The sequence below is a fragment of the Sulfitobacter sp. TBRI5 genome (assembly GCF_051013555.1).
Classification (GTDB): domain Bacteria; phylum Pseudomonadota; class Alphaproteobacteria; order Rhodobacterales; family Rhodobacteraceae; genus JL08.
Genome location: NZ_CP112884.1, coordinates 1,239,570 through 1,265,358, shown reverse-complemented (window position 1 = coordinate 1,265,358; position 25,789 = coordinate 1,239,570). Strand labels below are relative to the sequence as shown.

Genomic DNA, 25,789 nt, shown 5'->3' with positions numbered 1-25,789 from the left:
CATTTGAAATACTCGATGATTGCCCGTGCGAACGCATTGCTTTAGACCTGCAGACATCCGGCCAGTAAGGCCAGAACCGAATTTCGATACACGTGTGGTGGCTTTGGGAGCACGTGGGGTACGAAGGGTTCTGGTTTGCGCCGGAACCCTTCGTCATTATTTGACCAAGCATCAGAACAGGGTCAGGACAAGGCCGATGACCGTGCAGCCCAGCGTGGCATATCCGCCGTCAATCAAAAGCAATTGTCGTGGCTTGCCGCCGAACCCGTAAAACGTTGCAATCCACGGCGTGACCAGAAACAGCCCGATGCCAAACCCGGCCATGATCCCTTTGCCAGCGCTGTCGATGCTGCTGAGCACAAAGATGTGCCGCATCATGCCTGCAACAAGAACAGATGCCAGAAAGCTGGTGATATAGGGAACCGGGTCAGACCGGTTTGCAGGTTGTTGCCCTGTGGGATCCAGTTCAACCCCTGACAGCGACATCCAGGGTTTTGCAAAAACAGTGTACCAGACAGCCCCAAATGCAAAAGATGCGATTGCCGCCGCGACAACGTTCAGAAATTCCATATCCACCTCCCTCTTTCACAGGGGGAAGATTGCCTAAAAATTGGGCATCAGACTAGGGGGAAACACCACCGAGGTGACAGACAATCGCCCACTCTTCTTCGCTGACCGGTTGCACTGACAGACGTGAATTGCGCACAAGCGTCATGCCGTCCAGTCGCCCATCCGCCTTGATCATGTCCAGCGTCACGGGTTTGGCAAAGGGCGCCACAGCCTTGATATCAACGCATTCCCAACGGTCATCATCTGTCGTGCTGTCGGGGTGTGCCTTGGTGATTACCTCGACAATGCCGACAACGGCCTTTTCAGTCTGCGAGTGGTAAAAGAACCCTTTATCGCCAACGGCCATCTGGCGCATGAAATTGCGCGCCTGATAATTTCGCACACCATCCCATTCTTCGCCCCGGTCGCCGCGGGCCACTTGCTGATCCCAACTCCAGGTGCTGGGTTCAGACTTGAAAAGCCAGTAGGCCATTAGCCGATCACCTTGTTCCACTGGATCAGTTCGACCGATTTGAACAGACCAGCCTTGGCATAAGGATCATTTGAGGCCCATCGTTCGGCTGCTGCCAGATCTTCAAGATCCAGCACCACAAGCGATCCGGCCATGGCGCCGTTTTCGTCAAGCAGCGGCCCGGCATGAACAACAACACCGGTTTCTTCAATATAGCCTAGATGCGCTGCACGATTGTCTTTGCGTGTTTGCAATGCGCCGTCTTTATCCCGTGCGATCAAAGCGATCAGCATATCATTCCTCCCTCAGCGGTCGTGCCAGCAACATTGCCAGCGCATCCCGAATATCTATCGTCTGGTCAAGCAAACGCACAACCACATCTGTGATCGGCATATCCAGACCGCGATCTGTTGCAACCTTGTGTACTGCGCGTGCAGTTGCCGCGCCTTCTACGGTGATCTTTGGATCAAACCCGGTTTGCAAGCCGATCGACAGACCCAATTGGTAGTTGCGCGACTGTTCTGACGTGCAGGTCAGCGCCAGATCGCCGAACCCCGACAACCCGGCCAGTGTTTCTGGCTGCGCGCCGAATGATGCAGCGATGCGCTGCATTTCTGCATAGCCGCGTGTCATCAGCGCAGCGCGTGCACTATCACCCAGACCGGCGCCAATTGTCGCGCCACATGCGATGGCAATAATGTTTTTCAGCGCCCCGCCCAATTCCGCGCCGATAGTGTCTGATGTGCGATACAGTCGGATATTCGGTGTTGTCAGCTGTTGTTGCAAGCTTTGCCCCGTGCTGGGGGATGCGCAAGCCAGCGTCAGGGCTGTGGGCAGACCCCTTGCGATATCCAAGGCAAAGCTGGGGCCGGTCAGAATGGCGGGTACAGCTGTTGGAACCTCATCCATGATGATCTGCACCGAACCTGTGCCAGTGTTCAGTTCAATCCCCTTGCAGCATGCCACCAGAACCTTGTTCTGCAGATCATTTGCATGGTCGCACAGCAGGCCCCGCAAGCGTTGCAACGGCACCGCCAGCAACAGTGTCTGGTGTTCTGACAAATCGGAAAAATCCGAAGTTACGGATAAAATATCGGGGAAAACACAGCTGGACAGATACTGTGCATTCATCCGCGCGGCTTGCATTTTGCGCGCCTGATCGGTGTCGCGCGCCCAAAGCGTAACAGGTTGGGTCTGAGCCAGCGATATGGCCAATGCTGTCCCAAAAGCGCCCGCGCCGATGACACCAACAGTCATGCCTTGGCCCCCTTTTTGCCGCTGCCCAACATGGAAGGGCTTGCCGTATCAAGCGGCCAGCGCGGCCGCGCGGAAAGCGTGAAATCATCGCGATGGCCCGCCTGAAACAGTTCCAGCCCGGCATAGGCGATCATCGCTGCGTTGTCTGTGCATAACGCGAGGGGGGGTGCAAAGAATTCGACCTTCAAATCATCGCAAACAGTCTCTAATGCAGCGCGAATTGCGGTATTTGCCGCCACTCCGCCAGCAAGGGCGAACTTCGCCCGATCCGGGTTTTCATCCAGATAAAGCGCAAGAGCACGCCGTGTTTTTTCCCCAAGAACATCAGAAACTGCGGCCTGAAACCCTGCACACATGTCTGCGCGATCCTGCCGGGTGAGTCCGCCCTTTTCGTCTACGATACTGTTACGCGTTCGCAGCAGTGCCGTCTTCAGGCCGGAAAACGAAAGATCACATCCCGGTCGGTCCAATAGCGGTCTTGGAAACGCAAAGCGATCGGCATCTCCGGACTTTGCTTCGATTTCGACAGACGGGCCTCCGGGTTGCGGCAGGCCCAGCAGTCTGGCGGTTTTATCAAACGCTTCGCCTGGGGCATCATCAATGGTGCCGCCCAACCGGCGGAAATCTTCAGGACCGCGTACAATCAAAAACTGACAGTGACCGCCGGATACAAGAAGCATGAGATAAGGATAAGGGATCTGATCCGTCAATCTGGGTGTCAGCGCATGTCCGGCAAGGTGATTGACGCCGATCAAAGGCATACCCGACGCGGCGCTTAAGCCTTTGGCGCACATCACGCCGGACAATACGCCGCCAATCAGGCCGGGCCCTGCTGTTACGGCGATTGCATCAAGATGTTTGAGATCGACGCTCGCCGTTTCAAGGGCCGTTTTTACGCAGATATCAATCTTTTCAGCGTGCGCGCGGGCCGCAATTTCGGGAACCACACCGCCAAAATCACGGTGCAGTTCAGTCTGACCATAAACAATCGAAGACAGAATTTCAGGCGGATTGCCGTTTTCCTGACGCACTACGGCGGCCGCAGTGTCATCACAACTGCTTTCTATTCCCAGAATGGTCAGGCTTTGCGTCATATTCAGAAGCGGTCCGGATCCGTTGCAACGTGTTGTCTGCGGAGGTATCACCCTAGTTCGTGGCGAACAATCCCGGGCCTTTTGATGCGTGTGTCTGAACCGATCCTGTTACTGACCAGACCACTGGACGCATCACAACGTTTTGCGACACTGATGCAGGACAGACTGGGCCGAGCGGTGCGAATCTGCATATCCCCGCTTTTGGACATTGTGCCTGTTTCGCAGGCGGTTGATTTTGGCAATGCGAACGGTCTGGTGTTCACGTCTGCAAATGGCGTTGTTGCGTTGTCGAGGTTAACACAGGACCGGACATTGCCGGCGTATTGCGTTGGAGCGGCCACTTGTGAGGCCGCGCGCACGCATGGATGGGTGGCTACGGTTTCGGGTCAGGATGCACAATCATTGATCGCAGGCGTTTCGGCATCAGGGATCAAAGGGCCGCTGATGCACATCAGGGGTGTCCACAGCCGCGGCGATGTTGCAAAAAACCTGACAGAGGTGGGCGTTCCGACTTCCGAGACGATTGTTTACGATCAGGTTGAACTGGAATTGAACCAGGACGCCAAAACCTTGCTGTCAGGATCAGACGCGGTGTTCGTTCCTTTGTTTTCCCCCAGAACCGCGGCAAGCTTTCAACGTCAGGTGTCGGGGACAGCGCCCGTATATCCTGTTGCGCTAAGTCAGGCGGTTGCTGACGAATTGCGCGATAAATGCCCCGTGGCGGTCAGTCCGGGCGCGCAAGCACTGGCTTTGGAAACAGAAAAGTTGATCAACAAGGTCTGTCCGCTTGAGGCGCGCTAGGTCGCACAGTAAGGTTCAAGTGTTAGTGATTGACGAATAAACAGAATCGAAAAGGTGCGGCACAGTGGCAAAGGCGACAAAATCCTCAAAAGAAACGGACGCTAAAGCTGATGATGCCCAGACAGATGAAAGCTCTGCTGCGTCTGCAATTGATACGCCCGAACCTGATGCCCCAACGGAACAGAATGACGTATCGGACGATACCCAAGACATCGTCGAAACAGGTCAGGATGCTTCGGAACCTGTTGCGGAAAGCAATGAAGCTGTGCCGCAATCCGATGCCCCCGAACAGACATCCAGATCTAGTTTCTTTCCGATGCTTCTGGGCGGACTCCTTGCTGTATGCATCGGCGTTTTGGTGGCAAAAAGCCCAATGTTCGAGACGTTTTTACCCGAAAACTGGCGAACTGTCAGCGCAAGTGACCTGAACGATCTTTCACAATCCGTCCAAGCCCAAAACGCACGGATTTCCGATGTTTCGGACAAACTGGCGGCAGTGCCAGTGCCCGATCTGTCCGGTGTCGAGGGCGCCATCGCAGCGCAGGCGGACAAGATTTCAGAATTGGGAGCGCAGATCGACAATCTGGCAGGTACTGTGAATGCGCTTGATGCGCGTTTGACGGCACTGGAAAAACAGCCGATTTCCCAAGGTGTATCGCAAGGCGCAATCGACGCCTACGAGCGCGAGTTGAAAGCACTGCAGGATTCGGTGGCCGCCCAAAGAAGCGAGATCGAGTCGCTACTGACAGATGCGCGCGCCATGGAAGAAAACGCCGAGATGACGGCCCAAGAGGCCTTGGCACGGGCTGCACTGACCCGCGTCTTGTCCGCAATCGACAGCGGCGGCGCGTTTGACGCCGCTCTTGGTGATCTTGAAGCTGTGACAGGTACGCAAGCACCCGAAGAACTGGCTTCGGTGGCGCAAACCGGCGTTACACCGATGATTCAGTTGCAAGACGCGTTTCCCGATGCCGCACGAGAGGCATTATCGGCAGCGCGTTTGGCCGAGCCCGATTCCGAACACAACCTGCGTTCTTTTCTTCAGCGGCAACTTAGCGCCCGGTCTGTAACACCCAAGGAAGGCGCGGACCCTGACGCGGTATTGTCGAGGGCAGAAGCGGCCCTGAAAGAAGGGCGATTGAACGATGCACTTGCCGAAATCGAAACACTGCCGCCAGAGGCGAGCGCTGCAATGGACGCTTGGGTTACACGCGCCCGGGCACGACGCGATGCACAGGATGCGGCAGAATCATTGGCGCAAAGCCTGAACAGCAAATAGGGTCCCATTATGCTTTGGTCATTGATTAAGATTGTCTTGTTTGTTGTCGTCGTAGCGGGCCTGGCGCTGGCGGCGATGTCTCTTCTTGAGACCGAAGGCGGGGTGCAAATCACTGTCGGCGGAGCCGAATACACCCTTGGGCCGCTGAACTCCGTGATTGCCGTGGGTGTGCTGATTGTTGCCTTGTGGCTTGTGCTGAAACTGTTGTCGTTGCTGGTGGCCTTCTGGCGGTTTCTGAACGGTGACGAAACTGCCATGTCGCGCTATTTCGATCGCAACCGAGAGCGAAAGGGGTTTCAGGCCCTGTCCGAAGGCATGATGGCGCTCGCCTCGGGAGAGGCACGGCTAGCCATGTCAAAGGCGGACAAAGCCGAAAAATATCTGCGCAAACCCGAGTTGACGAACCTGCTGACCGCTCAGGCCGCGGAAATGGCTGGCGACAGAACCAAGGCCGAAGAGGTCTACAAGAAACTCGTTACCGATGAAGCGACACGCTTTGTCGGCGTGCGCGGCATCATGAAACAAAAACTGGCAGCCGGCGACACCGACACCGCCCTGAAGCTTGCCGAAAAAGCATTCGCACTCAAGCCGCGGCACGAAGAAACCCAGGATGTTCTGCTGAAACTGCAGGCCGGCCACCATGATTGGGCCGGGGCACGCAAGACGCTGAGCGCCAAGCTGAAACACGGCTCTATGCCAAGGGATGTGTACAAGCGCCGCGATGCCGTTCTGGCCCTGTCCGAAGCGAAGGATATTGTTGACGAAGGCAATTCGATCGAGGCGAGGGAGGCCGCAATTGTCGCGAACCGGCAGTCGCCCGATCTGATTCCTGCCGCTGTGATGGCGGCAACGGCCTATATCGATCAGGGTAAAATGCGGTACGCGACCCGCGTTTTGAAAAAAGCGTGGGAGGCACAACCCCATCCCGATCTGGCCGCCACGTTTGCGGCCATTGCGCCCGATGAAACCCCGCAGGAACGGATCAAACGTTTCACGCCCTTGTTGCGACTGAAACCGGATCATCCTGAATCCCAAATGCTAGCGTCGGAATTGCATCTTGCCGCCGAAGATTTTCCCGAAGCCCGCCGGACCCTGGGGGATTTGGTTGAGGTCGCACCAGATGCACGGAACGTGACGATCATGGCCGCGATCGAACGGGGCGAAGGCGCATCTGATGCGGTGGTCCGCGGCTGGTTGGCCAAAGCGCTTCGCGTCCCGCGTGGCCCACACTGGGTTTGCGACAATTGCCAGCACATCCACGGGGATTGGGCGCCGGTATGCGAAAACTGCCAGAGCTTTGACACGCTAAGCTGGAAAACGCCGCCAATGTCGGAAATCGTATCCCCGTCGGGATTGCAGATGCTGCCGCTTATTGTGGGCGCGCTGGAAGACACCAGCACAGATGCGGACGAAACAGATTCTGAAATACCGGATGCGGAACTGGTCGAGGACGATGCCACTGACGAAGGTAATGCAAAACCCTAACCCTATGGCACCGATGTTGGCAAAACGCCTACATTTCGATCTGTTAAGCTGCTCGTAACGCGTTGGCTGCTACCTGTTCGCTTGGGTGAATAAAGGTGGTGACGAATGGCAGCGCAAAACAATGCGGCGCCAACAATCATCAAACGTAAAAAAGTTGTCAAAGGTGGCGGGCATCATGGGGGTGCCTGGAAAGTCGCCTATGCGGATTTCGTAACTGCGATGATGGCATTTTTCATGTTGATGTGGCTGTTGAACGCGACAACCGAAAAACAACGCAAGGGATTGGCCGATTACTTTTCGCCAACAATTGCAATCGCGCGAGTCTCGGGCGGCGGTGATGGAGCGTTTGGTGGCGACAGTGTGTTTTCAGAAGAAACATTGCCCCAGAACGGGACAGGGGCGACCAGTGATCGCCCGACCGACCAGTCCCAGGCACGCGGCGCGCGCGGCCTGGATGCGGACGGGCAAGAGATATCCCAGGACAAGGAATTTGCTTCTGTGCAGGCGGCGCTGACCGGGTATGGCGGTGAATCGCAAGTGTTGGAAAACGCACTGCGCCAGATCGTTACACGGGTCACTGATCAGGGTCTGGTCATCGAAGTGTTCGAAACTGACGAAGCGCCCCTGTTCCTTGCAAAGACGGCCCAGCCAACACAATTGCTGCGCGATATTTCCGGCATAATCGTGAAAGCCAGTCAAATTGTTACGAACCCGATTGCGATCGAGGCGCATGTAGCGGCCGAACCGGTCGTTGTCGTCCGCAACACTGTATGGGAATTGTCCGTAAGCCGGGCAGGCGAAATGCGTGTGTTGATGGAACAGGCAGGCCTGCACGCCCCCCGCATTCACCGTGTTACGGGGCATGCGGATAGCGCGCCGGCCATTCGTGATCCGATGCGGTCACGGAACAACAGAATCGAAGTGGTTTTGCTTAGGCCGGACCCAACCAGATAGGATTTTAGCTGTTAGCCCGATGTTAACGGCAAGGCCGGTATCTGTTGCGCCATTCTTTAGGTGGTGCAGCAGAAAGGCGTATCCATGACCATTTCTTCAGCTTTGAATGCCGGTGTCGCAGGGTTGTCATCCAATGCGACACGTCTTGCATCGATTTCCGACAACATCGCCAATTCGTCTACATACGGGTACAAGCGTGTCGAAACGGATTTTCATTCCCTTGTGATTTCATCATCGGGGGGCACCTATTCGGCGGGGGGGTGTCCGGTCCACAACCCAAAGGCTGATTGATCAGCGCGGCGCGCTGGTTTCCACGTCGAACGCTACCGATCTTGCCGTGCGCGGGCGCGGTATGCTGCCTGTCGCTCAGGCGTCCGAGGTTGAGGTCGGCAATGGCGAAACCCAGATGTTCCTGACCACTACGGCATCGTTCCGAACGGATGCCGCAGGATATCTGCGGTCTGAATCAGGATTGATCCTGCTGGGCTGGCCTGCATTGCCGGATGGTACCGTTCCGACCTTTCCGCGCGATACGGCTGATGGTCTGGAGCCGGTGCAGATCAACGTGAACCAGTTTTCCGGTGAACCGACAACGCGGATGTCCCTTGGCGTGAACCTGCCGGCAACCGAAACAGAGGCGGGTGCATCCGGGGATGTCCAGAATCTGGCGGTTGAATACTTCGACAACCTTGGCACTTCGGAAAGTATACAGGTCAGTTTTCAACCGACTGTCCCTGCAATCGGCTCAACAAATGAATGGACAATGACGCTTACCGATACCGCATCGCCCGGCGTGACGATCGGGGAATATGTCCTGACATTCGATGACAGCCGCGCCGCCGGTGGCACCCTTGCAGCAATCACCGCGACAACCGGTGGGGCCTATGATCCGGCCACCGGAACAATCATCGTGAAAGTCGGCGGGGGCCCGATGGAAATCAACATCGGACAATTGGGGCAAAGCGACGGGTTGACCCAGCTATCGGATAAATTCGCTCCTGTTTCCATCTCGAAAGATGGAACACCCGTCGGGAACATGACAAGCGTGGAAGTCGATGCAAACGGGTTCGTTCACGCGTTTTTTGATACTGGCATCACCCGCACGATCTATCAGGTGCCTTTGGTCGATTTACCAAACCCAAACGGCATGGTTGCCCTTGATCACCAGACCTATCTGCCATCGCCGGAAAGTGGGTCGTATTTTCTGTGGGATGCGGGTGATGGCCCGACCGGCGATATCGTTTCTTATGCGCGTGAAGAATCCGCAACCGATGTTGCCGGTGAACTGACGGCCATGATCCAGACGCAACGTGCCTATTCGTCCAACGCCAAGGTCATACAGACAGTGGAATTGTCTTTGGCACTGGCGATGGACTTACCGGTTGAAATTTCACCCTGAACCTGGCCCAGATTGGCATTGATTGATTTTAGGGTCTGCAACGCAACCATTGCGCTGTTGTTTGTAAGAATGCTGGACATTCGCATTTCCTTTCTAGTCAGGCGCTTTGCGCCTATTGGTTTTCCACCCTTTCGGGCAAATGGGATGTCATTCTGAGCACTGCGACCAGCGGATTACCCCGTCGGTGCGCCATCCGTTTTCCGATGCAGGCCATGAATGAACCCTGACGCGCTAAAGGAGTCTTAAGGCACAAAACTCTTTTACGTGGCATTTGATGCAACAGCCGGTCGTCAGGTCCGCTTTTCAAAGGAGGGCGGTGTGCCGGATACCGAAACAGCCTTGTTTCCGCGCGAATCGTATGTGCCAAGGGAATTTCGTACCCGTCGCAAGTCCAAGAGTCGTTCGGAAATGGAACGCACCCCGTTCATCGCCTGCCGCAGAAGAGTTTGATTGCGCAAAAGGGCTTCACGTATCTGTTCAATGCGTGCGGATGTTGCCGGCGGGTGCGCATTGATCCTGCCGATCAGGTGTTCTTTCCGGTTCGCCAGTGCGCGAAGCTGTTCAAGATCGCCGGTCAGCAGGGCGGTTCGTTCGGTCAAAATCACCGTTTGCAGATCCGACAGATCCTTTTCACAAGCGGCGCTGTTCATGTCGCGGAGTCCCGAAGCGCCATAAACAAGGATTCGGCCAATCCGATACCTCCTGCGCGGACCATTTCTTCGGCCTGTGCCTGCATCAGAAAAGACTGGAACTGGTCTTCTCCCGCGCCTCCACCAAACGCATCTTGTGTCTTTCCAAAACCGGACGCCTTTAGCATTTCCGCCAGAAACACAGCTTCCAGTTTCTGGGCGGCTTCGCGCAAAGCTGCGTCTTGACGCGCTGCGGCTTTCACGGGCGCTGATTGGGCCGCTGTAACGATATCAGACATCTGATCCCTCGAATTAGATCGATTTTCCCGACTCTGCATGACAATCGGTAAAGAAGTCGTAACGGGTGATGTGTCTATTGGTGAAAGACCAGCGCGGAGCTTTCATGCATATCGACCCATCCAGACAAGCTGCGATGAACAGCGGACTGCCCATTGATAAGGGCGATACGCCAAATACCGGCTAACATCTTGATGCGGTTTTTGGCCGGCTTTTCGCCGCGTTGGAGCTGGCGGAACAGGGCGATAAAACGGATCCTGCCTTGCCGGCCTTTGACCTTTCGGATGACCCGGTCGAGCCTTTGGAAAATGCCGATGCAGGTACTCAGATGTCATCACGCTCGCACGAGCCCAAGTTGATGCAAAATGAAATGCCGACGGGTTCTTTCATCCCCGCGGGCCCGCAAAACGCCGGAAGCCAGACCCGTTCGGGCGTGGCGCATTCAATTGCCGGGGTTTCCAGCGGCACCACAGGTTTTCATGGCAAAAGCGATGCAGGTTCCGTCGGGTTGCAGCCGCCACAAAGCCAGACTGACCAGCCTTTGGCCGAAATTCACAGTGCCCATTCGGCGCAGGCAGGTACAGAAAACCGGCATGCAGGCAAGAGGATTGCGCCGGAAACACCAGCGTCACAGACAGATGATACAAAACCGTTTGGGCAGGCCGGTTTCAAAGTAAAATTGGACATGGAAACCATCGTCCGGTCCTTACAGGAAGAACCCCGTAACCGATCGCCAATGGCGCAGTTTGAGGATGCCAAGACTGCTCCGATCCTGCGAACGGCTGAAGGTGCACCAATGTTGCCAGTGATCAACCAAAGCAAAGATGGTTTGCAAATTGACCCACCTGATCCACAGATTGTGAAGCATCAGGAAATGATCCCTTCCAACGGTCCGCCGGTGCAAAAGGTAGCAACCCGGTTGCAGGCTTCGGGAAAACCCGAATCGGCGCAGTTCCCTGTCGAGTCTTCGCAGACCGAGACACATCGGTTGTCTCCCGACATCAGGGATATTCAAGGTCCTGAACTGTCCACGCCCCCCGATGAAAAAGCGGGTCATCCGGCGCAACCGACAGAGACAGGTAAATTCGAACAGGCAAGACCGGCTTTGCCGATCATTTTTGCACAAACCGCGCCGGTGCCAGCTGACTTGATGACAGAAGCAGCGGCTTTTGGAGGCATTGCGACGGAAGAGCTGGGATTAATTGCAAATACAGCACCGACAGGTTCGTCAGACATGCGGCTGGCAATGCCCCCGGTGGCCAGGGCAGACCTGCCCCAGACGGTCACAAGACAGTTGATCGAGGTGATAAGAAGCGGCCCGGATACACCGGTTGAGGTTTCACTAAACCCCGAAGAACTGGGACGCGTGCGGGTGGCATTATCGGCGCAGGACACTGGCGTTGTTTCCGTGACAATTGCGGCTGAACGCCCGGAAACGCTGGCGTTGCTCAAACGGCATATCGATCAGTTGGTTCAGGATTTTCAGGCCTTGGGATACTCTGGTGCGGAATTTTCGTTTGCTCAGGATAACCGGTCATGGGGTGCAAGCGACGGATCGCAAGAAAATTCATCATTCGCCGGACAGGCGGAGATCACTTCGAATGCACCGCCAGATTCACCACTCCTGATCCAGACAAGCGGGCTGGATCTTCGGCTATAAGGAACCAAGATGGAAACGAACGTAATTTCACAACAACAGTCTTTCAGTTCAAGGGCGGTGTCAGCGCCACAATCCGGCTCTGTTCTCTCATCGGATTTTGAAACCTTTCTGAAAATGCTGACTGCGCAAGCCCAGTATCAGGATCCGCTCGAGCCGATCGACTCGACACAGTACGCTTCGCAGCTTGCGCAGTTTTCCGCAGTCGAACAACAGGTGCTGAGCAATGATCTTTTGACGGCCCTTGTCGGGCAAATGGGGGGGTCTGATTTGTCTCGCCTTGCCGGATGGGTCGGGATGCAGGCGCGCAGTGACGCACCTGCGATGTTTGACGGCCAGCACATCGTTTTGAACCCAAAACCGGTGGCGATTGCGGATCAGGCGTTTCTTGTCGTGCGTGACCAAGAGGGCAAAGAAACGCAACGGATTGAAATTGCCGTCTCGGACAACCCGATTGAATGGACAGGAAAGACCGGCGATGGCGGGCAGGTGCCTTACGCGGCATACAGCTTTTCCGTCGAAAGCTTTGCGGCCGGGAAGCTGGTCTTGTCAGATACTCTTGAAACCTATGCGCCGATTGTCGAGGCGCGCAATTCAGGGGGCCAGATGGAACTGGTCCTGCGTGGCGGCCAGACAGTGACGCCGCAGCAGGTTACGGCTCTCCGATCCGGACCCTGATCGCCGTTACCTTGGACCCGAAGGTTTGCATCCGCTAGGCGGAATAATCGCGCCGCCCGACCGATACGTATCCTACAAACCCGGCCTGCTGGGCATCTTTTTCTGAATAGATGTTACGCAAGTCCGCCATGATCGGATTTTCCATGCGGTTCGCGAGCCGTTTCAGATCAAGCGCGCGGAATTCATTCCATTCGGTCAAGAGAACCAAGGCATCTGCATTCTGGGCGGCCTTATAGGCATCTTCCATCCAGTTCACGCCGGGCAGCAGGGCTTCGCCTTCGCGCCGGCCTTGCGGGTCAACGACCCGTACTTTGGCGCCCGAACCCACCAGCGCAGGTACAATTGTAAGCGAGGGCGCATCACGCATGTCGTCCGTGTTCGGTTTGAAGGTCACGCCCAGCACAGCAATGATCTTGCCATTCACAGACCCCCCGCACAGGTCCATGATCTTGTCGGTCATCCGCCGCTTGATTTCATCGTTTACCTTGATCACCGTCTCGGTCAGCTGCATCGGCACCGCGTTTTCCTGCCCGATCCGTGCCAGCGCTTTTGTGTCTTTGGGAAAGCATGATCCACCATAGCCGGGACCGGCATGCAAAAACTTGTTTCCGATCCGGTTGTCTAGCCCCATGCCTTTGGACACCATTTTTACATCCGCGCCGGTGCGTTCACAAAGAGCAGCGATTTCGTTGATAAAGGTGATCTTGGTCGCCAGAAAAGCATTGGCCGCGTACTTGATCATTTCGGCGCTTTCCAGATCGGTGCTCATGATCGGAAATTCGCGCAGATAAAGCGGGCGGTATATCTGCGCCATGACGTCGGCCGCTTTTTCATTCTCGACACCTACGACGATCCTGTCCGGCCGCATGAAATCATCGATTGCCGCGCCCTCGCGCAAAAACTCGGGGTTTGATGCGACATCAAAATCGGCCTCTGGACGGGCTGCAGAAATCACCTGTTTGACCTGTCTGTTCGTACCGACAGGGACTGTCGATTTTGTGACAATCACGGCATATCCGGTCAACGCTTGTGCAATCTCTTGGGCGGCGGCCATTACAAAAGTCAGATCGGCATGGCCATCTCCGCGGCGCGTCGGTGTGCCCACGGCGATAAAGATCGCATCGGCCCCATCTACTGCCGCGGCAAGTTCCGTTGAAAACGAAAGACGGCCAGCGCTGACATTCTTGGCCATCAATTCATCCAGGCCGGGTTCATAAATCGGAACCACACCTTTGTTCAGCTTCTCGATTTTCGCGGGGTCTTTATCGACACAGATAACATCATGGCCAAAATCGGAAAAACAAACGCCAGAAACCAACCCGACATAGCCGGTCCCAATCATCGCAATTTTCATTGGCTTACCTTTACCTTACGTTCTGCCAAAGGCATGCGCGATGCAAACTGGCCTGTCAACGCGTAGAAAGATCGAATGTCAGGGCGTGTTGCCGGGTTGCGAACCCGACAGCACCAGCGCCTAAAGATCGGCCAGAGTATACGTAGCATACATCGGCAGCATCACGGCCCGGCGGGCACGGCCAAATGGAAATGTCGCCATCGGTTTTTGCATGACGTGCGGGACAACCCCGTGTCCCTGCACCAGTTCCGCCAGCATTTTTCCGGTATAACTGCCCATGGCAACCCCGTTGCCGTGAAACGCCAGCCCTGCAAACACACCCGGCATATTCGGAACGGGCCCGATATAGGGTGTCAGGTTACGGGATACACAGACCATTCCGGACCAACTGTTTGGGGTTTCAACATGGGCCCAGGCCGGGAACATGGTTTCAAAATCCCGGCGGTTTCGCTGTGCGGATCGCCGATCGGCGGACGGGGAAGACTGGAAACCGCCGCGCATGCCAAAAAGAAAGCGGCGATCAGGCAGTAGGCGAAAATAGTGCAGCAGATTGCGTGTGTCGTAACACATCTGATGCGATGTCCAGCCCTGATTGTTCAGTTCTTCATCGCTGAGCGGGCGGGTGACAATTACATTCGACTGGGTCGGCAGATATCGCGATGCCAGCCAGTCGGGAAGATCGTCACTGGAATAGCCGTTTGTGGCGATCAGGACATTTTCGGCCCGAATTTCGTGACCGTTTATGTTCAGGCACCACCCACCCGAGGATGGCTGCAGCTTTGCCACTGGGCTGTTGGCATAAATCTGTGCACCCGCTTGCGCCGCGGCCTTGGCCAAGCCGGTCAGGTATTTCAATGGATTGAGGGCAAAGCCGATCGGGTTGGTCAAAGCCCCGAAAAACGGGCCGCCCATGCCACTTTGCCTTAGCTTGGTTTTTTCAATCAGGGTTGGTTCTACTTTGTATTCATCACGGATGAACTGCGCCTGTTTTTGCAGATCGTGCATATCCTTGGCGCGGTGTGCCAAAACCGTTTCGCCATGGGAATGTGTGTCGGCATCGATACCCAAACGATCAAGCAGGCCAGCGACCAGTTGAACCGAGTCCATTTCCGCCTGATGAAATTCCCGGGCGTGCTCCGTGCCAAATCTGGAAACCAGTTCCTTGTGGCTCAGCTTGCTGCCACCCAGACAACAAAACCCGCCATTGCGCCCTGACGCTCCCCATCCCGGGTGCTGTGCATCCATAACTGCAACGCTTACGCCTGCTTCGGCAAGGTGAAGCGCGGCAGACAAGCCAGTGAATCCGGCCCCGATTATAGCCACATCGACCTGTTTGTTTTCGTCAATGCTCGGCCATTCAGGTGCCGCGCAGGTTTCATCCCACCAGCAGCTGTGACGTGGCCCCGCCCCGTACGTGTGCGTGGGGTAAATTCGTTTCATGCCGTCCGGGCGGCTGCTTGCTCGTCGCGTTGTTGGCGCACGCTTGCGCTTTTTGAAACAAGCGATGCAGTGATAACACCGACGGTTACAATTCCGATCATGATGGTCGACAAGGCGTTGATTTCGGGGCTGACCCCTAGGCGCACGGCGCTGAAGATCTTGATCGGCAGCGTTGTCGCGCCCGGACCGGAAGTGAAGGATGCAATCACCAGATCATCCAGCGACAATGTGAAGGCCAGCAACCAGCCCGAAATCACAGCCGGGGCGATGATCGGAAGTGTCACCAGACGAAAGGCATCTAAGGCTGAACATCCCAGATCAAGGGCCGCTTCTTCCAGCGACCGGTCAAATGTGATCAGGCGGGACGACACAACAACCGAAACATAGCACATCGAAAACGTAGTATGGGCCAAAACGATTGTTAGAACGCCGCGATCCAATCCGATACCGATGAACAACAACAGCAGGGACAGGCCGGTGATAACTTCGGGCATCACCAACGGCGCGTAAATCATTCCGGAAAACAGGGTACGGCCCATAAACCGGCCACCACGCACCAGAACATAGGCCGCCATCGTGCCCAGTACGGTTGCAAATGTGGATGACAGAACGGCAACCTTGATGGTGACCCATGCAGCATCCAGAAATGCTTCGTTCTGCATCAGTTCGCCATACCATTTTGTGCTGAAGCCCGCCCAGACTGTCACCAGTTTGCTTTCGTTAAAACTGAAGATGATCAGGATCAGCATCGGGATGTACAAAAACGCAAAGCCAAGCGTCAGGGCGGTGACATTAAACCACGAAAAACGGTTCATTTTTCTGCCTCCGCCTGCTTTTGCTGGTTCCGCTGAAACAGAACAATCGGAATGATCAGGATCAGAAGAAGAACAACCGCTACGGCACTGGCCACCGGCCAATCACGGTTGCTAAAGAATTCTTCCCACAACACCTTGCCGATCATCAGGGTTTGCGACCCACCCAGCAGGGATGGAATGACAAATTCGCCCAGCGCCGGAATGAAAACCAGAAAACAACCCGCAATAATTCCGTTTCGGGACAGCGGAACGGTGACCAGCCAGAACGCCTTGATACGGGAACACCCCAGATCTTCGGCGGCTTCGATCAGGGACCCGTCCAACCTGTCGAGCGCCGAATAGATCGGCAGGATCATGAAGGGCAGATAGGTATAGACGATACCGATGTAGACGGCCGTGTTTGTGTTCAGGATGGTCAAGGGATCATTGATGATCCCCACCCATAAAAGAAACTGGTTCAGAAACCCTTCCTGACTGAGAATGCCCATCCACGCATAGACCCGGATCAGGAAGCTGGTCCAGAACGGCAGGATCACCAGCATCATCAGCGTTGCACGCCACTCCTCTGGGGCGCGGGCCATCGAATAAGCAATGGGATAGCCGATAATCAACGTGAAGATCGTTGATAATACCGCGATTTGCAGACTGCTCAGATAAGCGCGCCAATAAAGATCATCAGACGTGAGAAAGGCAAAGTTTTCGAAATCCAATTCCGCCAGAAAGGCGCCTATGCCTGCACTCCAGTCGAATGTCGGGGTGTAAGGCGGGATCGCCAGTGCGGTATCGGACAGCGAGATTTTCAGAACTATCAGGAACGGCACCAGAAACAGGGCCAGAAGCCAGAAGTACGGAACCGAAATCAAGAAAAAGCGGCGCATGGCGTTATTGATCCAAAAGAACGCCGGCGGTGGCGGTCCATGAAATCCAGACGGGGTCTTCCCAAGTGAAGCTGCGCCGCGCGATGCGTCTTGTGTTTGCCATTTGCGATTTGATGATGTCGCCTGACGGCAATTCCACGTGATACGTGGACAGGTTGCCCAGATAGGCGATGTCCAGAATTTTGCCCTGAACTGCGTTCTCGGCTTCTGCGGGCTTTTCTGTTGAAATCGTCACCTTCTCGGGCCGGATGGCAAGATGGCATTCCTGACCTTCCGAAAGGGAAAGGGTTGAAGATGCGTTCAAAGGCGGCTGTGACTCGCTCCAGTTCAGATGGAACATGTTTTTACCGGCAGGGCTGACAGTGCCTTTGATCAGGTTCACATCACCGATAAAGTCGGCCACATAGACCGAATTGGGTGTCTCGTAGATCCGGTCCGGGGTTGCCACCTGCACCACGCGGCCTTCGTCCATGACAGCAACGCGGCTGGCCACTGTCATGGCCTCTTCCTGATCGTGGGTCACAATCACAAAGGTCGTGCCGGTTTTTTCCTGGATATCCATCAGTTCGAACTGGGTATCCTGACGCAGCTTTTTATCCAGCGCACCCAAAGGTTCATCAAGCAGCAAAAGCTTTGGCGCCTTGGCCAGCGATCGCGCCAACGCCACACGCTGTCGCTGTCCGCCGGAAATCTGGTGCGGTTTGCGCTGGGCGAATTTTTCCAACCGGGTCAGTTTCAGCATCTCTTCGACACGGTCGATGATATCGTTCTTGGGCATGTTGCCGCGCCGCAATCCGAAGGCGATATTTTCAAAGATCGTAAGGTGGGGAAACAGCGCATAGGACTGGAACATCATGTTCACCGCCCGCTTGTTCGGCGGCACCGGTCCGATATCCTGCCCGGCCAGAAGAATAGCCCCTTCGCTGGCTGTTTCAAACCCGGCCAGCATCCGCATCAGGGTGGTTTTTCCGCATCCGGACGGGCCCAGAAGGGCAAAGAACTCTTGCTCGAAGATATCCAGTGTCAGGTCTTCGATCGCGGTGAAATCGCCAAATCTTTTGGTAACGTTCTGAAACCGGATCAAAGGTTTTGCGTCGGGATCGTCCCAAGGCGCGAACACTTTGTTATTCATCTTTGTCCCCTTTGGTCAGTATGGGGCAGGCGCTTCTTGTGTCGCCTGCCCTTTTCTTGTCAGACCGTATCAGGTCCCGGATTTGACCTTGGTCCAAAGACGCGTCACGCCGCGCTGAACCTTGGCGGAGTAAGGCGTCGTTGTATACAGGTTTTCAAGCGTTGCCTCGTTCGGGTAAATCGCCGGATCGCCGATCACATCGTCTTCCAGAAACTCTTTGGACGCCGCATTGCCGTTTGCATAGTAAACGTAGTTCGATGCAGCAGCCATGTTTTGCGCGTCCATGATAAAGTTCAGGAACTTGTGCGCTCCGGCAGGGTTTGGCGCATCAACCGGAATGGCCATCTGGTCAAACCACATCAGCGCACCTTCGGTCGGGGCGTTATAGGCAATTTCCACACCATTGTCGGCTTCGGCCGCGCGATCACGCGCCTGAAGAATGTCACCCGACCAGCCGAATGCGACGCAGATATCGCCGTTTGCCAGTGCGTTGATATATTCCGAGCTGTGGAATTTCTGCACATAGGGGCGCACACCCATCAGCACCGGTTCAGCCTTGGCAATGACATCGGGGTCCTGGCTATCGGGGTTTTCGCCAAGATACTTCAACGCCGCCGGTATCATTTCCGCCGGTGCATCCAGGAAATGCACGCCGCATTCTGCCAGTTTGGACATGTTTTCCGGGTTGAAGACCAATTCCAGAGAATCGATCGGAGCATCGTCGCCCAAAATTTCGGTTACTTTGCCAACGTTCACGCCAATACCTGTGGTGCCCCACATGTAGTTGATGGAATGCGTGTTGCCGGGGTCGTATTGTTCGGTTCTTTTCTCAACAACGTCCCACATGTTTTCAATGTTGGGCAGTTGCGAACGGTCCAAAGGCTGGAAAGCACCGGCAACGATCTGGCGTTGCAGAAAGGTGCCCGAAGGAACGACAACGTCATATCCCGAACCACCCGACAGCATTTTGGTTTCCAGAACCTCGTTGCTGTCGAAAACATCATAAATCAGTTTGATGCCGGTTTCTTCTTCGAACTGGGTCAGCAAGGCTTCGTCGATATAGTCGGACCAGTTGTAAACTCGCACTTCCTCGGCCGTCGCAGCCGCGGCGCTCAGCAATAGCGATGCTGTCAGCGTTAGTGTCACATTTTTCATGATATACTCCCATTGGGTTGCCGGACTTTTTGCCCGATCAGATTATATTTGATCAAGTTTTGCGTCTTGGGGCAAGATGATTTATGTTTCCATGCAGTGCAGCGATGCGCAATACACGTTGCAGCAAGACAGGGCAGGCCGAAATGACGATGCTTAAAAACCAGGCACAGACGCAGATGGCGACGGGCGCAAACCTGCCTGCGCACGAAGTGGTGTACCGGCAATTGCGCCGCCGAATTTTGTTCGGTGATATCGCGCCCGGTCAGGCGGTCACGATACAGGGCCTGGTCGAAACGCTGGGTGCCGGCATGACTCCGGTGCGCGAAGCCATTCGGCGCCTGACATCGGATGGCGCGCTTGAGTTTTTGGGCAATCGCCGTGTCTGCGTCCCTAAATTGACCCCCGACAGTATAGAAGAGATTGCTTTTATGAGGAAATCTCTTGAACCGGAACTGACGCGCCGCGCCGTTTGCCGGGTTGATGAAGCGCAGGTCGAGGTGTTGATGAAGATCGATAACGGGTTGGATCTGGCCATTTCGAACGGCGATGTAAACGGATATCTGGAGCATAATTACCGGTTCCACACGACGCTTTATGCCATGGCGGATGCGCCGGTTATGGCGGCGGTGGCTGACCGGCTTTGGCTGCGGTTCGGTCCTTCGCTTCGTGTTGTGTGCGGCCGATTCGGAACGCAGAATCTGCCGGACAAACATCACGAACTGCTGGATGCGCTGCGCGCCCGGGATTCCGAACGCGCAGCGCAGGCCATGAGCGATGATGTTGAGCAGGGAATGAGCCAGATCGGCGACGTTCTAGAGGCCGTTGCCCTCCGAAGCTGATTCGATTGACACTTATTAATTTGATCATATTCTGGCTGTCAGCTAGAGTAACTGACAACGCGATGCCCCCGAATCTAGAAAGGCTTTTCCCATGCCCGTAATTTCGAATCACATGCCAACTGCAGAACTTCAGGCGCTGGATGCTGCCCACCATATGCATCCCTTCACGACGCAGGACGAACTTGCCGAAAAGGGCGCGCGCGTCATTACCCGGGCCAACGGTGTCTGGTTGACGGATAGTGAAGGTAACGAAATTCTAGACGGAATGGCGGGTCTTTGGTGTGTCAACGTCGGATACGGCCGGACGGAAATGGCTGACGTGGCGGCGCGGCAAATGCGTGAACTGCCCTATTACAACACGTTTTTTCAAACCACGCACGTGCCGGCAATCGCACTGTCGCAAAAGCTGGCCGAACTGGCGCCGGAACATCTGAACCATGTGTTCTATGCCGGTTCGGGATCTGAAGCGAACGACACCAACATTCGCATGGTGCGCACCTATTGGGCGCAAAAGGGTCATCCCGACAAGAAGGTGATCATCAGCCGCCACAATGCCTATCACGGCTCAACGCTGGGGGGCGCAAGCCTTGGCGGCATGTCAGGCATGCATGCCCAGGGCGGTCTTCCGATTCCCGATGTGCACCATATCGGACAACCCAACTGGTGGGCCGAAGGCGGCGACATGAGCCCCGAAGAATTCGGTCTGGCCCGTGCCCGCGAATTGGAACAGGCCATTCATGAACTGGGTGAACACCGTGTCGCGGCGTTTATCGCTGAACCTATCCAGGGTGCTGGTGGCGTGATTATTCCTCCGTCAACCTATTGGCCGGAAATCCAGCGCATATGCGATGCCCATGATATCCTGCTGATCGCCGACGAGGTGATTTGCGGTTTTGGCCGGACCGGTAACTGGTTCGGTAGCCAGACCCTGAACATTCGTCCGGACATCATGACAATCGCCAAGGGCCTGAGTTCGGGGTATCAGCCGATTGGCGGCTCGATCGTCAGCGATGACATCGCCGAAGTGATCGGGGCGTGCGAATTCAATCATGGATACACCTATTCCAGCCATCCGGTCACAGCAGCGGTCGCGCTCGAGAATTTGCGTATTCTTGAAGAAGAAAAAATTCTTGAGCATGTGCGCAACGTTGCCGGCCCGCATCTTGAAACGAAATGGAAAGCGTTGCTGGATCATCCGCTGGTCGGCGAAGCGAACATCGTCGGCATGATGGGATCAATCGCACTGACCCCACACAAGGAAAGCCGCGCCGGGTTTGCATCCGAAGCAGGTACAATCGGATATATCTGCCGCGAGCGCTGCTTTGCCAACAATCTGGTGATGCGCCATGTCGGCGACCGCATGATCATTTCGCCCCCACTGGTCATGACACCGGACGAGATTGATACGCTGGTCGCACGTGCGACGGTTGCGCTGGATGAATGTTACAGCCGGATCAAAGCGGACGGCCTGCTAAAAGCTGCGTCCTAACGCAGCTTTTCAAGCAGGGCCAAAGACGCATAGCCGTCCGGATCCATTCCAACACTGCGTTGGAAGCTTCGGACGGCATCAATTGTTTTCGGCCCGATTTTTCCGTCGATACCTTTGGTATCAAAGCCTTTGCCGGTAAGGCGCTGTTGCATTTCCTTGCGCTCATCATAGGTCAGCGCGCGGTCGCCTTTGGGCCAGTCTGACTGAATTGCAGGGCCGCCTTTGATGCGATCACTTAGGTGGCCAACGCCGATCACATAGGCATCTGCGGTGTTATAGCGTTCGATAACGCTGAAATTCTTGAAGATCATGAAGGCCGCACCTTGCCCGCCCGCAGGCAACAGGATGGAGGCCTGCCCATAGTCGGGAACCGCCGTCCCGGCCATGCTGACAACGCCAAGCCGGGCCCAAGCCGACGGGGATTTCAATAATTCGCGGTTCGCCAGCGCATAATCAAACCCGCGCGGCAGTTTTACTTCGACCCCCCAGGGCTGGCCTTTTACCCAACCGAATCTTGCCAGATACGCTGCCGTGGATGCCAGCGCATCACTGGGGTCTTCTGACCAGATATCGCGTTTGCCGTCACCGGTAAAATCAACCGCATAAGACAGATAGGATGTTGGGATGAACTGCGTGTGCCCCATGGCGCCAGCCCAACTGCCGGTCATCTGCCTTGGGTCGGTATCTCCACTTTGCAATATTTTCAGGGCCGCGATCAGTTGTTCTTCGAAAAACGCACCGCGCCGACCGTCATAGGCAAGTGTTGCAAGCGACCGGATGATGTCATTCTCTCCGCGAAAGTGACCATAGGCGCTTTCAAGGCCCCAGACCGCTACAACGATCTCCTTGTCGACACCGAATTTGGCCTCGATCTGTTCAAGAATCTTTCGGTTGTCGCGCAGCGCGCTTTTTCCATTGGCGATGCGGGTTTCAGACGCAGCACTGTCCAGATAATCCCAGATCGTCTTGGTGAATTCCGATTGGTTTCGGTCGCGCTGGATCACCGCGCCATCATAGCGCACGCCGTCAAATGCACGGTTCAGAACATCACTTTGAATGCCCTGGCTGACTGCTCTTGATCTGAATGCCGCGACCCAGTTTTGAAACCCGGCCTCGGATCCACTCTCGCCCAACCCTTGATCGGGCGCCTTTTCAGACGCCAAACTGACCATTTTCGCGGCTGTTCTGGTATCAGGTCTGCTTTCGGGGCGAATTGACTGTTCTACCGCCGAAGCGTGAACTGATTGCACTGCCAACGCCGACAGAACCGCGATTCCACATATCGTCCAACGCATTTTTGCACCGTTTTTTTCTGCTCGGCCCAATGTTAGCGCGCCTTACTGAATCGCGAAAGGCGCAATTATGATCAAGCGCGGTCCTTTGCCGAAGCCGGAATTTGATATGCAGGTGGTGATCATTTACACTTGTCAAAAGGGATTTCATTCGGTTCCTTTTGCCGTTCATGTGCAACAGTGGTGGCGCGTCCCGTGACCCAACCGTTTTCAACAGACGCAGTTGCAGCAGCATTTCAATCCATGCCCGAAAGCGCCGTGGCCGGTCTGATGGAATTGCGCGCTTTGATCTTCAAGACGGCTGCACGCCTGCCCGAAGTCGGCCCGATAGAAGAAACGCTGAAATGGGGCCAGCCCGCCTATCTGACGCCGGTTACAAAATCAGGCTCTACCCTGCGTCTTGGTGTGCCAAAGTCGGCCAGCTTTGCACTATTCGCGCATTGCCAGACCGATATCATTTCGGGGTTCGCGGCAACGTTTCCCGGGCTTGACCGGATTGTTGGCAATCGCGCGGTGCTTTTTGACGCTGTTCACCAGATTGATCCTGCCCGGCACGGGCTGTTGATCCGGCACGCGCTGACCTACCACCTTTAGCGGCGCGACCGCGTCAGCTTGCGCTTTGTCTTGTCGCTTTTGCGTTTGGCCTTGCTGATCTTGCGGCGGGGTGAACGACCTGCGGGGGAAACCCCTTTCGGCAGTGCTTTTCCATCAAGCGTCAGCAGTTCCAGACCGATTCCACCGGTCACAGGGGCGGCTTCGGTCAGGCGTACAGTGGCGCGTTGCCCGATGCTGATCGTCAATCCGGTATCCGACCCCATCAATGTGCCGTTCTTGGCATCGAAATGAAAAAACTCGCGCCCCAAGGAACGGATCGGCACAAGCCCGTCAGCACCTGTTTCATCCAGTTTCACAAAAGCGCCGAACCGCGCAATCCCGCTGATGCGTCCGGTAAATTCGTTACCCACGCGCTCAGACAGATAGGATGCAAGATAGCGATCATTGGTATCCCGCTCCGCCATCATCGACCGGCGTTCGGTATCCGAAATATGTGCAGCGGTGGCATCCAGTCGTTCAATGTCATCCGGTGTCAGGCCATCATCACCCCACTTGTGCGCACTGATCAAAGCGCGATGCACAATCAGGTCGGCATAGCGCCGGATGGGTGACGTAAAATGTGCGTAATGTTGCAATGCCAGACCAAAATGGCCGAAATTTGCAGGGCTGTAATAGGCCTGCGCCATCGAACGCAGGGTCGAAAGATTGATCAGTTCGGCTTCTTCTGTTCCCGCAGCATCATTCAGCAGCCGGTTCAGGTGGCTGGTTTTCAGGACCTGACCCTTGGCCAGATTGAAACCTGCCGCTTGCGCCGTATCGCGCAGGCTTTCAAGTTTTTCGGGTGTCGGTTCTTCGTGTACCCTGAACAGCAGCGGCGATTTTTTTGCGATCAGGGTTTCTGCTGCGGCGACATTGGCCAGCACCATGAATTCTTCGATCAGTTTGTGCGCATCAAGACGTGCGCGGAATTGAACTGACTTGACGGTGCCGTCCTCGCCCAGCTCAACTTTGCGTTCCGGCAGTTCAAGATCCAGTGGTTGGCGCAGTTTCCGGGCATTGTCCAACGCGTGGTAGGCGGCAAATAGCGGTTTCAGAACCGTATCAAGCAATGGCGCGGTTTTTTCGTTCGGGGTTCCGTCAATGGCGTTCTGGACTTCCTGATAATTCAGCGACGCGGGCGACCGCATCAATCCCCGCACGAAACGATGGCTCAGTTTGCGCCCGTGTGCATCCAGAACCATCCGAACGGCCACGCAAGGGCGCGGGACACCTTCGTGCAGCGAACACAAATCGCCCGACAAACGGTCTGGCAGCATCGGAACAACGCGGTCCGGAAAATAGCTGGAATTGCCGCGCTTTCGCGCCTCGCGGTCCAGCGCCGATCCTGATGTGACATAGGCGGCAACATCTGCAATCGCCACCCAGACAATATAACCACCCGGGTTCTTGGGGTCGTCATCAGCCTGCGCAAAACAAGCATCGTCATGATCGCGCGCGTCGGATGGATCAATGGTGATCAGCGGCAAATCCCGCAAGTCCTGTCGCCCGTTCAAACCTTGCGGTTTGGCAGCATCCGCTTCGGCAATCACTTCGTCCGGAAAATCATCGGGGATTCCGTGCTGATGGATTGCAATCAGCGACACTGCGCGCGGCGCGGAAGGATCGCCCAACCGTTCGACAATGCGGGCGCGCGGCAGCCCCAACCTGTCCTTGGGGCCCGATTGTTCAGCTTCGACCAGTTCACCGTCCTTGGCGCCGTTGGTCGCGCCGTCAGGGACAACCCATTCGCTTTCGCGGCCTTTATCGATGGGCAGGATCCGCCCGCCTTCCGCTTTCTTGCGAAACACGCCCAGTATTCTTTTGGGGTTGCTTCCGATCCGGCGGATCAAACGGGCTTCGTAATTGTGGTCTTCTTCCTGCACGTGGGTCAGACGGGCCAGAATGCGATCACCTTCGCCCAGCGCCGGATCGGATGCCCGCAACACCATCAATACGATGGGCTCGACGCCCTCACCGTGCCATTCCAGAGGGCGTGCAAACAAATCTCCGTCAGCATCAGGGGCAAGAACCTGCAAAACACTTACCGGGGGCAGACGATCAGGATCGCGATAGGTCTTTTTTCTTTTTTCCAGATGCCCTTCGGCTTCCAGTTCTTTCAGCACCCGTTTCAGATCAATTCGGGCAGCGCCCTTGATCCCGAATGCCTTGGCGATATCGCGCTTGGCGGTCAGGGTCGGATTGTTGGAAATCCATTCCAGAATCTCGGGTTTTGTGGGGATACGAGCCATG

24 protein-coding genes and 2 pseudogenes are annotated in these 25,789 nt (G+C 55.7%); 10 read left to right on the top strand and 16 right to left on the bottom strand.

Going from position 1 to position 25,789, the window contains the following annotated elements; translation table 11 throughout:
- Nucleotides 1-171 precede the first annotated feature (171 nt).
- The 5 genes from OLX72_RS06515 to tsaD are packed head-to-tail and all read right to left on the bottom strand — an operon-like array spanning nt 172 to nt 3,372.
- Nucleotides 172-570 (bottom strand): DUF1761 domain-containing protein, encoded by a 399-nt coding sequence (locus OLX72_RS06515; RefSeq protein WP_114872497.1) that lies wholly within the window; start codon nt 568-570, stop codon nt 172-174.
- Nucleotides 571-622: 52 nt separating this feature from the next.
- Nucleotides 623-1,042 (bottom strand): EVE domain-containing protein, encoded by a 420-nt coding sequence (locus tag OLX72_RS06510; RefSeq protein WP_114871944.1) that lies wholly within the window; start codon nt 1,040-1,042, stop codon nt 623-625.
- Nucleotides 1,042-1,314 carry a YciI family protein gene (locus tag OLX72_RS06505; RefSeq protein WP_114871945.1) on the bottom strand — a complete coding sequence of 91 codons (273 nt, stop codon included), beginning with the start codon at nt 1,312-1,314 and terminating at the stop codon, nt 1,042-1,044. Before OLX72_RS06505 ends, OLX72_RS06510 begins: the two co-directional genes overlap by 1 nt.
- A gap of 1 nt (nt 1,315) precedes the next feature.
- On the bottom strand, nt 1,316-2,278 hold the full coding sequence (locus OLX72_RS06500; protein WP_114871946.1) for an NAD(P)H-dependent glycerol-3-phosphate dehydrogenase: 963 nt from the start codon (nt 2,276-2,278) through the stop codon (nt 1,316-1,318).
- Complete coding sequence (gene tsaD, locus OLX72_RS06495) at nt 2,275-3,372, bottom strand: tRNA (adenosine(37)-N6)-threonylcarbamoyltransferase complex transferase subunit TsaD (RefSeq protein ID WP_114871947.1); 1,098 nt, start codon at nt 3,370-3,372, stop codon at nt 2,275-2,277. The genes OLX72_RS06500 and tsaD overlap by 4 nt, the downstream gene beginning before the upstream one ends.
- A gap of 84 nt (nt 3,373-3,456) precedes the next feature.
- Between tsaD and OLX72_RS06490 the strand changes: the two genes are divergently transcribed.
- The 5 genes and pseudogenes from OLX72_RS06490 to OLX72_RS06470 all read left to right on the top strand — a co-directional run bounded on the left by OLX72_RS06490 (nt 3,457) and on the right by OLX72_RS06470 (nt 9,290).
- Complete coding sequence (locus tag OLX72_RS06490; protein ID WP_114871948.1) at nt 3,457-4,173, top strand: uroporphyrinogen-III synthase; 717 nt, start codon at nt 3,457-3,459, stop codon at nt 4,171-4,173.
- Nucleotides 4,174-4,237: 64 nt separating this feature from the next.
- Nucleotides 4,238-5,452 carry a COG4223 family protein gene (locus tag OLX72_RS06485; RefSeq protein WP_114871949.1) on the top strand — a complete coding sequence of 405 codons (1,215 nt, stop codon included), beginning with the start codon at nt 4,238-4,240 and terminating at the stop codon, nt 5,450-5,452.
- Between the two features lie 9 nt (nt 5,453-5,461).
- Nucleotides 5,462-6,937, top strand: a complete 1,476-nt coding sequence (locus OLX72_RS06480) for a heme biosynthesis protein HemY (protein WP_114871950.1) — start codon at nt 5,462-5,464, stop codon at nt 6,935-6,937.
- A 105-nt stretch (nt 6,938-7,042) separates the two neighbouring features.
- Nucleotides 7,043-7,891, top strand: coding sequence for a flagellar motor protein MotB (locus OLX72_RS06475; RefSeq protein WP_114871951.1), 849 nt, complete (start codon nt 7,043-7,045; stop codon nt 7,889-7,891).
- A gap of 84 nt (nt 7,892-7,975) precedes the next feature.
- Nucleotides 7,976-9,290: pseudogene (locus OLX72_RS06470) on the top strand (flagellar hook protein FlgE).
- Here OLX72_RS06470 and OLX72_RS06465 read toward each other — a convergent pair.
- From OLX72_RS06465 to OLX72_RS06455, 3 genes and pseudogenes are all read right to left on the bottom strand, one after another.
- Nucleotides 9,233-9,370: pseudogene (locus OLX72_RS06465) on the bottom strand (flagellin); the annotation flags it as partial. The pseudogenes OLX72_RS06470 and OLX72_RS06465 sit on opposite strands and share 58 nt — an antisense overlap.
- Before the next feature lie 210 nt (nt 9,371-9,580).
- On the bottom strand, nt 9,581-9,940 hold the full coding sequence (locus OLX72_RS06460) for a hypothetical protein (protein WP_433990078.1): 360 nt from the start codon (nt 9,938-9,940) through the stop codon (nt 9,581-9,583).
- On the bottom strand, nt 9,937-10,218 hold the full coding sequence (locus OLX72_RS06455) for a rod-binding protein (protein WP_433990077.1): 282 nt from the start codon (nt 10,216-10,218) through the stop codon (nt 9,937-9,939). Before OLX72_RS06455 ends, OLX72_RS06460 begins: the two co-directional genes overlap by 4 nt.
- 260 nt (nt 10,219-10,478) lie before the next feature.
- Between OLX72_RS06455 and OLX72_RS06450 the strand changes: the two genes are divergently transcribed.
- A complete protein-coding gene (locus OLX72_RS06450) occupies nt 10,479-11,876 on the top strand; it encodes a flagellar hook-length control protein FliK (protein WP_433990076.1) in 1,398 nt (465 codons plus the stop codon).
- A gap of 9 nt (nt 11,877-11,885) precedes the next feature.
- A complete protein-coding gene (locus tag OLX72_RS06445) occupies nt 11,886-12,551 on the top strand; it encodes a flagellar hook capping FlgD N-terminal domain-containing protein (RefSeq protein WP_433990075.1) in 666 nt (221 codons plus the stop codon).
- A gap of 34 nt (nt 12,552-12,585) precedes the next feature.
- Here the strand turns inward: OLX72_RS06445 and OLX72_RS06440 are convergent, their stop codons facing one another.
- The 6 genes from OLX72_RS06440 to OLX72_RS06415 all read right to left on the bottom strand — a co-directional run bounded on the left by OLX72_RS06440 (nt 12,586) and on the right by OLX72_RS06415 (nt 19,325).
- Nucleotides 12,586-13,905: a UDP-glucose dehydrogenase family protein gene (locus OLX72_RS06440; RefSeq protein ID WP_114871957.1), complete on the bottom strand. Its 1,320-nt coding sequence runs from the start codon at nt 13,903-13,905 to the stop codon at nt 12,586-12,588.
- 120 nt (nt 13,906-14,025) lie between these two features.
- Nucleotides 14,026-15,345 carry an NAD(P)/FAD-dependent oxidoreductase gene (locus OLX72_RS06435; RefSeq protein WP_433990074.1) on the bottom strand — a complete coding sequence of 440 codons (1,320 nt, stop codon included), beginning with the start codon at nt 15,343-15,345 and terminating at the stop codon, nt 14,026-14,028.
- Entirely contained in the window at nt 15,342-16,160 is an 819-nt protein-coding gene (locus OLX72_RS06430; protein ID WP_114871959.1) for an ABC transporter permease subunit, read from the bottom strand. The genes OLX72_RS06435 and OLX72_RS06430 overlap by 4 nt, the downstream gene beginning before the upstream one ends.
- Entirely contained in the window at nt 16,157-17,038 is an 882-nt protein-coding gene (locus tag OLX72_RS06425; protein WP_114871960.1) for an ABC transporter permease subunit, read from the bottom strand. The genes OLX72_RS06430 and OLX72_RS06425 overlap by 4 nt, the downstream gene beginning before the upstream one ends.
- A 4-nt stretch (nt 17,039-17,042) precedes the next feature.
- Complete coding sequence (locus OLX72_RS06420) at nt 17,043-18,170, bottom strand: ABC transporter ATP-binding protein (protein ID WP_114871961.1); 1,128 nt, start codon at nt 18,168-18,170, stop codon at nt 17,043-17,045.
- Nucleotides 18,171-18,239: 69 nt separating this feature from the next.
- The gene (locus OLX72_RS06415; RefSeq protein WP_205389009.1) at nt 18,240-19,325 is read right to left on the bottom strand and encodes a polyamine ABC transporter substrate-binding protein; all 1,086 of its coding nucleotides are present in this window, start codon (nt 19,323-19,325) and stop codon (nt 18,240-18,242) included.
- Nucleotides 19,326-19,468: 143 nt separating this feature from the next.
- On the opposite strand from OLX72_RS06415, the gene OLX72_RS06410 reads away from it, so the two are divergent.
- A complete protein-coding gene (locus tag OLX72_RS06410) occupies nt 19,469-20,164 on the top strand; it encodes a GntR family transcriptional regulator (protein WP_114872498.1) in 696 nt (231 codons plus the stop codon).
- A gap of 91 nt (nt 20,165-20,255) precedes the next feature.
- A complete protein-coding gene (locus OLX72_RS06405; RefSeq protein WP_114871963.1) occupies nt 20,256-21,653 on the top strand; it encodes an aspartate aminotransferase family protein in 1,398 nt (465 codons plus the stop codon).
- On the opposite strand, the gene OLX72_RS06400 is transcribed toward OLX72_RS06405, so the two are convergent.
- Nucleotides 21,650-22,948, bottom strand: coding sequence for a lytic murein transglycosylase (locus tag OLX72_RS06400; protein WP_433990073.1), 1,299 nt, complete (start codon nt 22,946-22,948; stop codon nt 21,650-21,652). The genes OLX72_RS06405 and OLX72_RS06400 overlap by 4 nt on opposite strands.
- Before the next feature lie 192 nt (nt 22,949-23,140).
- Between OLX72_RS06400 and OLX72_RS06395 the strand changes: the two genes are divergently transcribed.
- Nucleotides 23,141-23,539, top strand: coding sequence for a DUF1801 domain-containing protein (locus OLX72_RS06395; protein WP_254684668.1), 399 nt, complete (start codon nt 23,141-23,143; stop codon nt 23,537-23,539).
- Here the strand turns inward: OLX72_RS06395 and rnr are convergent.
- Complete coding sequence (gene rnr / locus OLX72_RS06390; RefSeq protein WP_114871964.1) at nt 23,536-25,788, bottom strand: ribonuclease R; 2,253 nt, start codon at nt 25,786-25,788, stop codon at nt 23,536-23,538. The two genes, OLX72_RS06395 and rnr, sit on opposite strands and share 4 nt — an antisense overlap.
- Nucleotide 25,789: the final 1 nt, after the last annotated feature.

What these genes read in the sequence shown, in the direction of transcription:
- OLX72_RS06415 (WP_205389009.1), bottom strand. Translation starts at nt 19,325, where the DNA reads ATGAAAAATGTGACACTAACGCTGACAGCATCGCTATTGCTGAGCGCC.
- OLX72_RS06480 (WP_114871950.1), top strand. Translation starts at nt 5,462, where the DNA reads ATGCTTTGGTCATTGATTAAGATTGTCTTGTTTGTTGTCGTCGTAGCG.
- OLX72_RS06410 (WP_114872498.1), top strand. Translation starts at nt 19,469, where the DNA reads ATGACGATGCTTAAAAACCAGGCACAGACGCAGATGGCGACGGGCGCA.
- OLX72_RS06405 (WP_114871963.1), top strand. Translation starts at nt 20,256, where the DNA reads ATGCCCGTAATTTCGAATCACATGCCAACTGCAGAACTTCAGGCGCTG.
- OLX72_RS06475 (WP_114871951.1), top strand. Translation starts at nt 7,043, where the DNA reads ATGGCAGCGCAAAACAATGCGGCGCCAACAATCATCAAACGTAAAAAA.
- OLX72_RS06430 (WP_114871959.1), bottom strand. Translation starts at nt 16,160, where the DNA reads ATGAACCGTTTTTCGTGGTTTAATGTCACCGCCCTGACGCTTGGCTTT.
- rnr (WP_114871964.1), bottom strand. Translation starts at nt 25,788, where the DNA reads ATGGCTCGTATCCCCACAAAACCCGAGATTCTGGAATGGATTTCCAAC.
- OLX72_RS06500 (WP_114871946.1), bottom strand. Translation starts at nt 2,278, where the DNA reads ATGACTGTTGGTGTCATCGGCGCGGGCGCTTTTGGGACAGCATTGGCC.
- OLX72_RS06510 (WP_114871944.1), bottom strand. Translation starts at nt 1,042, where the DNA reads ATGGCCTACTGGCTTTTCAAGTCTGAACCCAGCACCTGGAGTTGGGAT.
- OLX72_RS06460 (WP_433990078.1), bottom strand. Translation starts at nt 9,940, where the DNA reads ATGAACAGCGCCGCTTGTGAAAAGGATCTGTCGGATCTGCAAACGGTG.
- OLX72_RS06505 (WP_114871945.1), bottom strand. Translation starts at nt 1,314, where the DNA reads ATGCTGATCGCTTTGATCGCACGGGATAAAGACGGCGCATTGCAAACA.
- tsaD (WP_114871947.1), bottom strand. Translation starts at nt 3,372, where the DNA reads ATGACGCAAAGCCTGACCATTCTGGGAATAGAAAGCAGTTGTGATGAC.
- OLX72_RS06455 (WP_433990077.1), bottom strand. Translation starts at nt 10,218, where the DNA reads ATGTCTGATATCGTTACAGCGGCCCAATCAGCGCCCGTGAAAGCCGCA.
- OLX72_RS06490 (WP_114871948.1), top strand. Translation starts at nt 3,457, where the DNA reads ATGCGTGTGTCTGAACCGATCCTGTTACTGACCAGACCACTGGACGCA.
- OLX72_RS06515 (WP_114872497.1), bottom strand. Translation starts at nt 570, where the DNA reads ATGGAATTTCTGAACGTTGTCGCGGCGGCAATCGCATCTTTTGCATTT.
- OLX72_RS06425 (WP_114871960.1), bottom strand. Translation starts at nt 17,038, where the DNA reads ATGCGCCGCTTTTTCTTGATTTCGGTTCCGTACTTCTGGCTTCTGGCC.
- OLX72_RS06445 (WP_433990075.1), top strand. Translation starts at nt 11,886, where the DNA reads ATGGAAACGAACGTAATTTCACAACAACAGTCTTTCAGTTCAAGGGCG.
- OLX72_RS06435 (WP_433990074.1), bottom strand. Translation starts at nt 15,345, where the DNA reads ATGAAACGAATTTACCCCACGCACACGTACGGGGCGGGGCCACGTCAC.
- OLX72_RS06420 (WP_114871961.1), bottom strand. Translation starts at nt 18,170, where the DNA reads ATGAATAACAAAGTGTTCGCGCCTTGGGACGATCCCGACGCAAAACCT.
- OLX72_RS06400 (WP_433990073.1), bottom strand. Translation starts at nt 22,948, where the DNA reads ATGCGTTGGACGATATGTGGAATCGCGGTTCTGTCGGCGTTGGCAGTG.
- OLX72_RS06440 (WP_114871957.1), bottom strand. Translation starts at nt 13,905, where the DNA reads ATGAAAATTGCGATGATTGGGACCGGCTATGTCGGGTTGGTTTCTGGC.